This is a genomic window from Desmospora profundinema, from assembly GCF_031454155.1.
GTDB lineage: Bacteria > Bacillota > Bacilli > Thermoactinomycetales > DSM-45169 > Desmospora > Desmospora profundinema.
Map to the genome: position 1 here is coordinate 1 of NZ_JAVDQG010000002.1, position 12,730 is coordinate 12,730.

Annotated in this window: 11 protein-coding genes; all 11 read right to left on the minus strand. The window is 50.4% G+C overall.

Features of this window, described 5'->3' with window-relative positions; genetic code table 11:
* Positions 1–454: 454 nt before the first annotated feature.
* A complete protein-coding gene (locus JOE21_RS03620) occupies positions 455–1,021 on the minus strand; it encodes an imm11 family protein (RefSeq protein WP_309862483.1) in 567 nt (188 codons plus the stop codon).
* 26 nt (positions 1,022–1,047) lie between these two features.
* Positions 1,048–2,475, minus strand: coding sequence for an AHH domain-containing protein (locus JOE21_RS03625; protein ID WP_309862487.1), 1,428 nt, complete (start codon positions 2,473–2,475; stop codon positions 1,048–1,050).
* A gap of 326 nt (positions 2,476–2,801) precedes the next feature.
* Positions 2,802–3,290 carry an SMI1/KNR4 family protein gene (locus tag JOE21_RS03630; protein ID WP_309862489.1) on the minus strand — a complete coding sequence of 163 codons (489 nt, stop codon included), beginning with the start codon at positions 3,288–3,290 and terminating at the stop codon, positions 2,802–2,804.
* Positions 3,291–3,302: 12 nt separating this feature from the next.
* Positions 3,303–3,608, minus strand: coding sequence for an HNH endonuclease (locus tag JOE21_RS17755; RefSeq protein ID WP_374709322.1), 306 nt, complete (start codon positions 3,606–3,608; stop codon positions 3,303–3,305).
* A 2-nt stretch (positions 3,609–3,610) separates the two neighbouring features.
* A complete protein-coding gene (locus JOE21_RS03635; protein ID WP_309862492.1) occupies positions 3,611–4,618 on the minus strand; it encodes a Na+/H+ antiporter NhaC family protein in 1,008 nt (335 codons plus the stop codon).
* 143 nt (positions 4,619–4,761) lie between these two features.
* Positions 4,762–5,331: an imm11 family protein gene (locus JOE21_RS03640; RefSeq protein WP_309862495.1), complete on the minus strand. Its 570-nt coding sequence runs from the start codon at positions 5,329–5,331 to the stop codon at positions 4,762–4,764.
* Positions 5,332–5,353: 22 nt separating this feature from the next.
* On the minus strand, positions 5,354–6,781 hold the full coding sequence (locus JOE21_RS03645; protein ID WP_309862497.1) for an AHH domain-containing protein: 1,428 nt from the start codon (positions 6,779–6,781) through the stop codon (positions 5,354–5,356).
* 260 nt (positions 6,782–7,041) lie between these two features.
* On the minus strand, positions 7,042–7,626 hold the full coding sequence (gene pyrE, locus JOE21_RS03650; RefSeq protein ID WP_309862500.1) for an orotate phosphoribosyltransferase: 585 nt from the start codon (positions 7,624–7,626) through the stop codon (positions 7,042–7,044).
* Positions 7,627–7,630: 4 nt separating this feature from the next.
* Positions 7,631–8,374 (minus strand): orotidine-5'-phosphate decarboxylase, encoded by a 744-nt coding sequence (gene pyrF, locus JOE21_RS03655; protein ID WP_309862502.1) that lies wholly within the window; start codon positions 8,372–8,374, stop codon positions 7,631–7,633.
* A complete protein-coding gene (gene carB / locus JOE21_RS03660) occupies positions 8,371–11,592 on the minus strand; it encodes a carbamoyl-phosphate synthase large subunit (RefSeq protein ID WP_309862504.1) in 3,222 nt (1,073 codons plus the stop codon). The genes pyrF and carB overlap by 4 nt, the downstream gene beginning before the upstream one ends.
* The gene (gene carA / locus JOE21_RS03665; protein WP_309862507.1) at positions 11,585–12,679 is read right to left on the minus strand and encodes a glutamine-hydrolyzing carbamoyl-phosphate synthase small subunit; all 1,095 of its coding nucleotides are present in this window, start codon (positions 12,677–12,679) and stop codon (positions 11,585–11,587) included. The genes carB and carA overlap by 8 nt, the downstream gene beginning before the upstream one ends.
* Between the last annotated feature and the right edge of the window lie 51 nt (positions 12,680–12,730).

Below are 12,730 nucleotides of genomic sequence, written 5' to 3' on the forward strand. Positions count from 1 at the left end.
GCCGCCGTTTACTGGTTCGATATGACTCTTATGTACATATGTACAAGGCTTTCTGTTTTGTTGCACTCATCCTCTGGTCTATTAATCGAATTTTGGAAATAGGTTCTAGTATCTAGGTTGTATATCTGTGATCTAAAAATAAAAAACCTGGTTCTCCACCAGGCCGCATCTGATAACAACAAAAAACGTCGTTTTGCCGAAGGGGCAAACCTTCGACAAAACGACGTTTTATTATGGCTAGCATCACTCATGGCATTTCGCATAGACACATGTCATCAACGTCACCCAGCAGTAGGACGAAACGTTACGCCTTCAACGTCTCCCGACTCCCGGGTTTGACCACCGGGATTCCTTGGTCGCACAAGGGACACTCTTCCGGAGCGTAGCTTTGGATGGTATGGTTCTTCTGTCTTTATACTTCTACTTTTTAGCGTACATACAGGTTAAGATCGAATCACGAATCGGTTTTTTCGGAGTCCCACACCTCTATAAATTCGTATCCAATCAACGTACTTGACGTTACCCTTTCTTTGAACTTATCTGATACAAACACTCTCGAAAAAACTCTATCATCTAGATAAACTTTGAAAATATGCTCACCAGTCAACTTTTCCTGTAAAAAGGAATACTTCTTAAAACTAACTCGAAGACCCGAAGCAAGTTCTTTCACTATAGCATTCTCATAATCGACAGCGTCTACTGCATTTAACACATGAATTGCAAAGTATTTATGTTCGGGATGACTTAAAGGTAATACCTCGACTTTATCTTTAATTAAGTCATGGGTAACATTTAACGCCTTTTCGGAGAAAACAGGAACATGAATATCTCCCCAGAATTTTGGGAAATCATTCTTTTCCCCTTCTTCTACAGTGTATACTTGTACCTCTCCCCATTCATTTACTACCGGCCTTATTTCGTGTAGCTTACTAATGTATACCTCAAAATCGCTATTAAAATTAACAAGCTGGAGATCTTCAAACTTCTGGTCCAAATTACTTTTTAGCTGCCATACTTTCACAAGAAATCAACCCCTTAGAAACCAAATCAGTTTAATCGTAAAGTGCCATTTAACAATTCTTTTCTAATTTGATTCAGTTCATTAACTATATCTTTACGTGTACCACCAGCATCTTTTACATCTTTTAATCGTTCTACCACAATCTCGATATACTCCTTTCCATGATTTCCTTTATGCAACGCTTCATCCCCTACATATTTACTTCCCTTGTATGGTAGAAATACTCCATTTACTGCCGATTCAGTTTCTATTCCATATTCTCTTAGAATCCTTTGAGCCTGATCTGCTCTAGGGTCATCCCAGGGAACAATATGATGAGCTGCATTGGGATAAGGAGGAGGCTCTACACCAGCAGATTTTAGTTCAGCACGTAATATCTTAGAACGCCCCTTCTCCCAATACGAGTCAGGATATTCCCCTCTTACTGTTGTACGATTACTAACTCTAGAGGCATATCCATCAGCTGATGTTACTTTTGCACCGTCTCGGGTTCTTGTACTGGTTTCACCACCCCCTTGCGTCTTCCGATACCCATCTGCCGCATCATCAACGTAATGATAAATAAACCGCCCAACCGGACCATCGGCAGCAACGACTACTCGATTCTCCAGTTGAGGGATGAGCGATTTTAACTTGTGGCCGTGATCCGTAATTATCCCGCCGCCAAAGCCGAGCAGTCCGCCTAATAGACCCGCAAGCAGGGCATTCTTCCAATTCACTTTTCCTTCTTTTAAGAAATCAAAGGTGGCTGTTTCTCCTACACCGGCAGCGCCACCTGACCCCAACCATGGAAACCAGCGACCCATCCAGGTAGAAGTCATCGCCATTCTTCCAAGCAGACGGGCGGTTCCCACAAAGGCACCCAGGCCAACCACTCCTGCTATCCCACCATAAACCGCATCTATCGCGATCTCGGTAGCAGTCCCACCACTCAACCAACCAGCTACCCCACCCACAGCCATGCCGACCAGCATGGACCAGCCGATGACGGGCACGGTAAAGATGAACACCATGGATATAATGGCGAGTATGGCTGCCGCTAACAGACTAAAGATGCTGAATCCAGAAATGCTGGTACATTCGACTTCTGTTGATTGACTTGATTGCAAAGTAAGGGTATAAGGCAAAGCAAATACTTGAACAGTTAAAAAATCGGTTTTTTGATGGTTAGACAAACTCGGCGGTTTGATTGGATCTGGGGGCTTTATCGGATTAGGCGGTTTAATCGGATCGGGTGGTTTGATTGGATCTGGAGGCTTAATTGGATCCGGCGGTTTTATCGGGTCTGGAGGCTTAATTGGATCCGGTGGCTTTATCGGGTCTGGAGGTCTAATTGGATCCGGTGGATCGATAATAGGTGAACCATCATAGCAATCCGCAGCATTGGAAAACGAGCATCCGCTTAAGAATAGGATCATGGTTAATGTAACGACTACCAAACGTTTAAAACTCACACTCATCCTCCTTTTTCTCAATAATTGTCAATCCCGATTTTATCGAACTATGCAAAGGATGGGAATAGTATCTAGGTTGTATATCTGTGATCTAAAAATAAAAAACCTGGTTCTCCACCAGGCAGCATCTGATCACACAAAAAACGTCGCTTTGCCAAAGGGACAAACCTTCGACAAAACGACGTTTTTCATAACTCGTATCGCTCATACCCAACAGCGGAATTTCACGCCTTCAACGTCTCCCGGCTCCCGGGTTTGACCGCCGGGGTTCCCCTGGCGGTACCGAAAAAAGCACCCATAAGAGCACCAAGTAAACCAAATTCTTTTTATTCATTCCAAAAATCATCAATAAACAGTTGATCTAAGAAACCTTGGGAAGTTTGACTCAAATACAAAGCTTCTTTTATGCCGTTACCTTTAAATATATCTGAAATATCATAGTCCCTCGGCCTTATAAAGACACCCGAAGGCTCCTTACTGCCCCTTGGATAGAAAAAACAGTACTGATCTAACGTTGTGGTAAAAGCAAAAGGAACAACTACTCCTTTTGCTTTAAGTTCTTCATCTTCCTTAAAAAAAGAATCTGTTTCTGATACCATATCTTCTAGGGAATAAAATTCATCTACATCGTATTGATCATCTAAATTTTCTTGTTCATCGTTAACGTCAATGTCAATTACTACATGATTGCTTTTTGGATCTTCATATTGTTTAAACCATCGAACAAAATCTAGTGGAAGCCTTACTCCCAATTGATTTTCTAAATCTATAATTTCTTTATCAGAAAGTGGTTGAGCTCTTTTTACCCATTCCAATTTCTAGCCCCCCTATTCCCTTACTCTTTGTTTACCCCAATATGTGTGACCACCTGTATGTTTAAAAGTATGGTTTACAACATACGGGACTAGAATCATTTTACCCGTTTCCTTATCATGGTGCCAAGTTAATTGTTCATATTTGTCTACTTTTACTCTTGGGCCTATTGAACCCAAATTTTTCTCAATAGCAGTTATTTGTGAATCGGTAAATCCAAATTCTTCTCTCCAGTTAGGATACTTTTCTTTAAGTAACTGTGTAGCGTATCTAGTTTGGTCCTTAGACCGACCAACCAAAGCATCCGCTGGAAGAGTAATTTCTAATACATTCCCACTACCACCTCTAACAGCATAAGGGGTAAAAAGTCAGGAATAGCATCTGCATTATATCTAACAGTATAAGTAACACTATTTATTTCTTGAGTTTCAACAGTATTTCTTTTATTACCATATCTAACATTAAATTTACGTCCATCACTTGTAGTAGCAACAAGCTTTCCCGTCGCTTCGTTCCATTCAGTGGTAAAAGAAAAATTAGGGTCCCCTGCTTTCAAACTAGGTGGTTTTTTAGCTTTAAATGCTGTTCCTGAACCACCACCTTGCGCCTTTCGATACCCCTCAGCCGCATCATCAAAGTGATGATAAATAAACCGACCAACCGGGCCATCTGCAGCAACGACTACTCGATTTTCAAGCTGAGGGATTAACGATTTTAACTTATGGCCATGATCCGTAATTATCCCGCCGCCAAAGCCGAGTAAGCCGCCTAATAGACCCGCAAGCAGAGCATTCTTCCAATTCACTTTGCCTTCCTTTAGAAAATCAAAGGTGGCTGTTTCTCCTATACCGGCTGCCCCACCTGAACCCAACCACGGAAACCAACGACCCATCCAGGTAGAAGTCATCGCCATTCTTCCAAGCAGACGGGCGGTTCCAACAAAGGCACCCAGTCCGACCGCTCCTGCTATCCCACCATAAACGGCATCCATCGCAATCTCTGTGGCGGTCCCGCCATTCAACCAACCGGCTATACCGCCTACAGCCATGCCGACCAGCATGGACCAACCGATGACGGGCACGGTAAAGATGAACACCATGGATATAATGGCGAGTATGGTTGCCGCCAACAGACTAAAGATGCTGAATCCAGAAATGCTGGTGCATTCGACTTCTGTAGATTCGGATTCTACAGTTGGAGTACCTTGGGCACTCATAGGAGAGATCAAGGCAAACATCATGCTGTCTAACGTTGAAGAAGGAGCCTGATATTTCTCTGGAGCTTGATACTTTTCTGGTGGCTGATACTTCTTTAGTGATTTGTAAGCCAATCAGAGCGGGATCGCCTTGAGTTAAAGTGAATTACACCAACAACGGCAGCAACAGAAAAAGCTCCATGCACAATCTTTCATGGTGAATACCCCTTTCACATAAAAAGACACCCATATAGGGTGTCAGTAACATATAAGAGACATCATGAACCGGATCTTTCGGAGTCCCATACTTCTACAAAATCGTATCCTACCAACGAACTTGATGTTACCCTTTTTTTAAACTTATCTGATACAAAAACTCTAGAAAAAACACTTTCATCCAGATATACTTTAAAAATATGCTGATCAATTAACTTTTCCGGAAAAAAGGAATACTTCGTAAAGCTAACTCGAAGACCCGATTTCAGTTGTCTCACTATAGCATTATCATAGTTAATAGCATCCACGGCATTTAATACATGAATTGCAAAATACTTATGTTTGGGGTGATTCAAAGGTAATAACTCGACTTGATCTTCAATTAAGTCATTGACAATATATAATGCCTTTTCTGAGAAAACTGGGACATCGTCCCCTGAGCCCCAAAAATGAGGGAAATCGCTTTGATACCCCTCCGTCAAAGTATAGACCTCTACATTCCCCCATTTATCAGCTATTGGGATAGGTTCATTGATGTTATCGAAATATTTGTCATGATCATCATCGAAATTGACAAGTTGAAGATCTTCAAACCCCGCATCCAGTTGGCTTTGCAATAACCAAACTCTCATTAAATCAACCCTCCGTGGGTTATCAATTTAGTGATAAAGTACCGTTTAGCAATTCCTTTCTGATTTCATTTATTTCCTCAACTATATCTTCACGTGTACCACCTCTTCGTTTTACGCCCTGTAATCTCCTATTAACTTCCCTCATATAACTTACCCCATGATTTCCTACATGTAACGATTCATCCCCAACATACCTATTGGTTTTGTATGGCAGAAATACACCATTTACCGCTGATTCAGTCTCTATCCCATATTCTCTCAAAACCTTTTGAGCTGGTGCTGCTCTAGGGTCATTCCACGGAATAATGTGATGTGCTGCATTTGGGTAAGGTGGGGGTTCTACCCCAGCAGCTTTTAGTTCATCACGTAATATCTTAGAACGCCCTTTCTCCCAATACGAATCAGGATATTCCCCTATTACTTTTATGCGGTTACTGACTCTAGAGGCATATCCATCCGCTGATGTTACTTTTGCACCGTCTCGGGTGGTTGTACTGATTTCACCACCTTGCGTCTTCCGATACCCATCTGCCGCATCATCAAAGTGATGATAAATAAACCGCCCAACCGGACCATCGGCAGCAACGACTACTCGATTCTCCAGTTGAGGGAGGAGCGATTTTAACTTGTGGCCGTGATCCGTAATTATCCCGCCGCCAAAGCCGAGCAGGCCGCCTAATAGACCCGCAAGCAGGGCATTCTTCCAATTCACTTTGCCTTCTTTGAGGAAATCAAAGGTGGCTGTTTCTCCTACACCGGCAGCCCCACCTGACCCCAACCATGGAAACCAGCGACCCATCCAGGTAGAAGTTATCGCCATTCTTCCAAGCAGACGGGCGGTTCCAGCAAAAGCGCCCAGTCCTACCGCTCCTGCTATCCCACCATAAACGGCATCCATCGCAATCTCTGTGGCTGACCCACCACTCAACCAACCAGCTACCCCTCCAACAGCCATGCCGACCAGCATGGACCAGCCGATGACGGGCACGGTAAAGATGAACACCATGGATATAATAGCGAGTATGGCTGCCGCTAACAGACTAAAGATACTCAATCCAGAAATGCTGGTACAATCCACTTCCGTAGATTCAACCGTTTGAGTACCTTGGGCACTTACAGTGGATATTGAGGCAAACATCATGCCGTCTAACGTTGAAGAAGGAGCCTGATATTTCTCTGGAGCTTGATACTTCTCTGGTGGCTGATATTTTTCTGGAGCCTGGTACTTCTCAGGAGGTTGGTATTTCTCCGGAGGCTGGTAGGGCTCTGGGGCTTGGTACTTTTCCGGTGGTTGATATTTCTCCGGAGCTTGGTATGGCTTTGGAGGCTGGTAGGGTTTTGGAGCCTCATATGGAGCTGGCTCATAGCAATCCGCAGCATTGGAAAAAGAGCATCCACTTAAGAATAGGATCATGGCTAATGTAACGACTACCAAATGTTTAAAACTCACACCCATCCTCCTTTTTCTCAATAATTGTCAATCCCGATTTTATCGTACTATGCGAAGGATGGAAATAGTATCTAGGTTGTATATCTATGATCTAAAAATAAAAAGTCTGAATCTCCACCAGGTCGCACTGATAACAACAAAAAACGTCGTTTTGCCAAAGGGACAAACCTTCGACAAAACGACGTTTTATCATGGCTAGCATCGATCTTGGCATTTCGCATAGTTACATGTCATCCGTCGCCCAACAGTAGGACGAAACGTTACGCCTTCAACGTTTCCCGGCTCCCAGGTTTGATCACCGGGATTCCTTGGTCGCACAAGGGACACTCTTCCGGAGCGTAGCTTTGGATGGTATGGTTCATCAGTGCGCGAAAAGGGTGACGGAAGGCGGCTTTGCCGCCGCTGCGGTCTACGATGGCGCCGATCCCGACGATATCCGCTCCCATCGACTCCAATAGATCCACCACTTCTTTGACGGAACCGCCGGTGGTGACCACGTCTTCAATGGCCAGCACCTTTTCGCCCGGTTGGATCGAAAAGCCGCGGCGCAGGGTCATTTTTCCCTCTTTACGCTCGGCGAATAGACAGCGGACGCCTGCCGCCCGAGCCGTCTCATGGGCGATAATCACCCCGCCCAAGGCCGGTCCCACGACCACGTCCACATCCAGGTCCGCAAACAGCCGGGCCAGGGCTTGTCCGGCCCCTTCCGCTTCTGCCGGGTGTTGCAGCAGCTGGGCGCACTGCATATACTGGCCGCTGTGACGGCCGGAAGAGAGGAGAAAATGTCCTTCTTTCAGCACGCCGGTGCGCTGGATCGCCTCTTCCACTTTCCATGTTTGTTCCATAGGCTTACCCTTCCCTTCCCTGTTTATGACGCTGTTCCCGGATGAGTTGATAAACGGCGTAGGGATCCTCCGCCCGGGTGATGGAACGCCCCACCACCAGGTGATCCGCTCCCGATTGCCACGCTTGTTGCGGGGTCAACACCCGGCGCTGGTCGCCGGCATCGTCCCCTTTTAAGCGGATCCCCGGCACCATGGTCACCAGGTCGCCGGAAACCTCTGTTTTGATCCAACCGGCTTCTTCTCCGGAACAAACCACTCCATCCATGCCGGAGCGATAGGCCAAACCGGCCAGCTTGATAACGGAGTCCCGCACGGTGCCGGGAATTCCGATCTCTTCATTCATGCAGGCCTGATCGGTGCTGGTCAGCTGGGTGACGGCCAACAGACGCGGCCGATTCTCGGCTGGTACGCGGTCTGCCGCCTCCCGCGCCGCTTCCATCATGGCTCGGCCCCCGGCGGTATGAAGGGTGGTGAAACGGACGCCCAACCCCAGCAAGGAGCCCACTGCACCGGCTACCGTATTGGGGATATCGTGCAGCTTCAGGTCCAGAAAGACGGGATAGCCCGCTTCTACCAATTGGGATACCCAGCGGGGACCGGCCGCATAAAAAAGCTGCATCCCCACTTTGAGTGCCGGCCGTGCGTCTGAAGGCCAGCGCTTCAGGAATTGCTCCGCCTCGACCGCTCCGGGAAAATCCAATGCGATCCAGATTGGTTCCGACCGGTCCGCAGAGACGGTATCCGTCATACCGGCACCTCCTTTTTTGCTGCAGCCGGCAGCGGCTGTCCGATCGGTTCCGCCGTCAGGTAGATGGACGCCAAGGTGGTCAACAACGCTTCCACCGTATCCAGCGAGGTGAGACAGGCGATGCCGTTTTCCACCGCCTCGCGCCGGATGCGGAACCCGTCCCGTTCCGGTGTCTTGCCCCGTGTCCAGGTGTTGACCACCAGATCGGCTTTCCCTTGGCGGATCCAGTCTAGGATATGGGGGGAGCCCTCTTTCAGCTTGTTCACCTGGGTGACGGGAATTCCATCTTCTTCTAACAGCTTCGCCGTACCCGACGTGGCGACGATTTGATAGCCGAGGCGGTGGAATTGCCGGATCAAAGGCAGGGCTTCTTCTTTCTCTTTGTCCCCGATGGTGGTCACTACCGTGCCGAAACGGGGCAACGATACCCCCGCCGCCAACAACCCCTTGTACACCGCACGGGCGTAGTCGCGATCCCGTCCCATCACTTCACCGGTCGATTTCATTTCCGGACCCAGGGTGACATCCACCCGGCGTAGCTTGGCGAAGGAGAAGACCGGCACCTTCACCGCTACGTCGCCGTTTTCCGGCCACAGTCCGCCTGCATATCCTTGGGCTGCCAAGCTTTCTCCCAACATGATGCGGGTGGCGATCCGAGCCATCGGTACACCGGTCACCTTGCTCAGGAAGGGAACGGTTCGGGACGCGCGGGGATTCACCTCCAGCACATAGATCTCACCCTGATGCAGGACATACTGGATATTGATCAATCCCTTGGTTTTCAAGGCGCGGGCGATTTCCGCCGTCATCGCCACCAACCGCTCTTTTTGTTCGGCAGTCACCGTCTGCGGCGGATAGACGGCGATGGAGTCGCCGGAGTGAACCCCGGCCCGTTCGATGTGCTCCATGATGCCGGGGACGAGTACTTCTTCCCCGTCTGCAATCGCGTCCACCTCGATCTCACGTCCGCGGAGATAGCGGTCAATCAGGACGGGATGGGACGGGTTTACCTTGACGGCGGCATCCATGTAGGAACGGAGCTCTTCCACGCTGTACACGATTTCCATCGCCCGTCCCCCCAGCACATAGGAGGGACGCACCAGGACCGGAAAGCCCAGCTCCTGTGCGGCGTCTACCGCTTCCTCCACCGACGTGACAGCCGATCCCGGCGGCTGGGGAATGCCCACCTGTTGCAGCAGCCGTTCAAATTTTTCCCGGTCTTCCGCCCGGTCGATCTCTTCCAGGGAGGTACCCAGGATGGGGATACCCGCTTCTTTTAAGTCCCGAGCGAGGTTGAGGGACGTCTGGCCGCCGAACTGGACGATGACGCCCATGGGCTGTTCCTTTTCGATCACGTGGAGGACGTCTTCCTCGGTCAGCGGATCGAAGTAGAGCCGGTCCGAGATGTTGTAATCCGTCGAAACCGTCTCCGGGTTATTGTTGATGATGACGGCTTCTAATCCCGCCTCCCGGATCGCCTGGATAGCGTGGACGGTCGCATAATCAAATTCCACTCCCTGACCGATGCGGATCGGTCCGGATCCCAGCACCAGCACCGTCGGCTTCTTCCCTGTCTCCACCTCATCCTCTTCTTCATAGGTGGAGTAATAGTAGGGAGTAGCCGCCTCAAACTCCGCTGCACACGTATCGACGATTTTGTATACGGGCCGGATCGACCATTCCCGGCGCAAACGGGCCACTTCCTCGATCGGCGTTGCACTCGCCCGGGCGATGGCCGCATCGGTGAAGCCGGCCCGTTTAGCACGGAGGAGGAGCTCCGGTGTCAAACCGTCTGTTTGGCTCAATCCCCGCTCCAGTCGGATTACATTTTCCAGCTTGCCCAGGAAGAACGGATCGATCCAGGTCAAGCGGTGAAGTTCCTCCAGCGAACCTCCGCGCCGCAGCCATTCTGCCGCCAGGAAGAGGCGTTCGTCATCAGGGGTGCGCAGCCGCTGTTCCAGTTCTTCCTGGGTCAGCGCCTCCGCTTCAGGTAGTTCCACATGATCCAAGCCCAATTCCAGGGACCGGACCGCTTTTAACAGCGACTCTTCCAAGGTGCGGCCGATCGCCATCACTTCGCCGGTGGCTTTCATCTGAGTCCCCAGCTTGCGGTTGGCGGTGGTGAATTTATCAAAGGGCCAGCGCGGGATCTTGCTCACCACGTAGTCCAGGGTGGGTTCAAAACAGGCGGATGTCTGACCGGTAACCGGGTTGGTCAGCTCGTCCAGGGTATACCCGATGGCGATCTTGGCGGCGATCCGGGCGATGGGATAACCCGTCGCCTTGGAAGCCAGAGCACTGGATCGGCTCACCCGCGGGTTTACTTCAATCACATGGTACTGGAAACTGTCGGTATCCAGTGCAAACTGGACATTGCACCCGCCGCGGATATCCAGAGCCCGAATAATTTTCAGGGCGGAGCTTCGCAACATCTGATGATCCCGATCCGAGAGGGTTTGAGAGGGAGCAAACACAATGCTGTCCCCGGTGTGTACCCCGACCGGATCGAAGTTTTCCATGTTGCAGACCACGATCACGTTGTCGGCGGCGTCCCGCATCACCTCGTACTCCACTTCTTTCCAGCCGGCGATGCTCTTCTCGATCAGGCATTGACCGATAGGGCTGTATCGGATGCCGTTGTCCACGATTTGACGCAATTCCTGTTCCGAGTCGGCGATCCCGCCACCGGTCCCTCCCAAGGTGTAAGCCGGGCGGACGATAAGGGGAAAGCCGATGTTATTGGCAAAGTCGACCGCTTCATCCACCGAATGGACGATGACACTCTCCGGTGTGGGCTCACCGATCTCTTTCATCAAGGTACGGAAACGGTCCCGGTCCTCTGCACAGGTGATGGCCTCCAGTTCCGTTCCCAGCAAGCGGACCCCTTCCCGCTCCAACACACCGGATTGAGCCAGTTCCACCGCCAGGTTCAGACCGGTCTGTCCCCCCAGGGTGGGGAGTAATCCATCGGGGCGCTCCTTGCGAATCACCTGGGTGATAAATTCGGGTGTCATCGGTTCAATATAAACTTGGTCGGCGATATCCGTATCGGTCATAATCGTGGCGGGGTTGCTGTTGACCAGCACCACCTCAATCCCCTCTTCCCGCAAGGATTGACAGGCCTGGGTGCCGGCATAATCAAACTCCGCCGCCTGGCCGATCACGATGGGACCGGAACCGATCACCAGAATTTTTTTCAGGGATGGATCTTTAGGCATAAACGTTTCCTCCTTTGCTTAAGGATGGGTGCAACCCTTCCACGAATCGATCGAACAGGGACTCTGAATCCCGGGGACCCGGGGCCGCTTCCGGGTGGAACTGAACGGAGAAAGCCTGCAACTCCCGGTGTGCCAGCCCTTCACAGGTCCCGTCATTGAGGGCGATGTGCGTCAGTTTAAGGGGCGTTCCCTCCAGAGAGGCGTTGCGGACGGCATAGCCATGGTTCTGGGACGTGATCCAGGTGCGGCCGCTGTCCAGCTCCTTGACCGGATGGTTACTGCCCCGATGGCCAAATTTCATCTTTTCCGTATCCGCCCCGCAAGCCAGTGCAAACAACTGGTGTCCAAGGCAAATGCCAAAGAGCGGATAGCGGCCCAAGAGAGCTTCCACGGTGCGGACCGCGTGGGGGACATCTTTCGGATCCCCCGGTCCGTTGGAGAGGAGAATGCCGTCCGGCCGCAGCCGTTCGATCTCATCCGCCGTCGTGTCATGGGGGACCACCACCACATCACAGCCCCGTTTGGCCAGTTCCCGCTGCAATCCGTATTTGGCGCCAAAGTCCATCAACACCACCCGAGGGCCGTAACTAGGGGCGGTATGAATACTTTGCGTACTGACACGGGCCACCTGATCCCGCATCAGCGGTTGAACATCCAACCGCTCCGCCAGCGCTTCCCACGATTCATTCCCCGTGGAAAGGATTCCTTTCATCGTGCCTTGAACGCGGATCCGGCGTGTTAGCTGGCGGGTATCGATCCCGGATAATCCCATGACTCCGTATTCCTTCAGCCAGTGGCCGATGCTGCGCTCGCTGCGCCAGTGACTGGGCGGCTCTGCATGTTCCCGCACCACAAATCCGTGCACAAACGGACGCCGAGATTCGATATCGTGTCGGTTGATCCCATAATTTCCGATCAAGGGATAGGTCATGGTGACGATTTGACCGCAGTAGGAGGGATCGGTCAGCACTTCCTGGTATCCTGTCATTCCCGTATTGAAGACCACTTCTCCCACTGACTCTCCTTCGGCTCCGAACGAGTAGCCTTCCCATTTGCTTCCGTCTTCCAAAAGCAGCTTGGCCTGCATGGTTCTCCCTCCCGTTTTTTGTTTTGATCTAGGGCGTGTCTGAACAATCCG

What these genes read in the sequence shown, in the direction of transcription:
- JOE21_RS03640 (WP_309862495.1), bottom strand. Translation starts at nt 5,331, where the DNA reads ATGAGAGTTTGGTTATTGCAAAGCCAACTGGATGCGGGGTTTGAAGAT.
- pyrE (WP_309862500.1), bottom strand. Translation starts at nt 7,626, where the DNA reads ATGGAACAAACATGGAAAGTGGAAGAGGCGATCCAGCGCACCGGCGTG.
- pyrF (WP_309862502.1), bottom strand. Translation starts at nt 8,374, where the DNA reads ATGACGGATACCGTCTCTGCGGACCGGTCGGAACCAATCTGGATCGCA.
- carB (WP_309862504.1), bottom strand. Translation starts at nt 11,592, where the DNA reads ATGCCTAAAGATCCATCCCTGAAAAAAATTCTGGTGATCGGTTCCGGT.
- carA (WP_309862507.1), bottom strand. Translation starts at nt 12,679, where the DNA reads ATGCAGGCCAAGCTGCTTTTGGAAGACGGAAGCAAATGGGAAGGCTAC.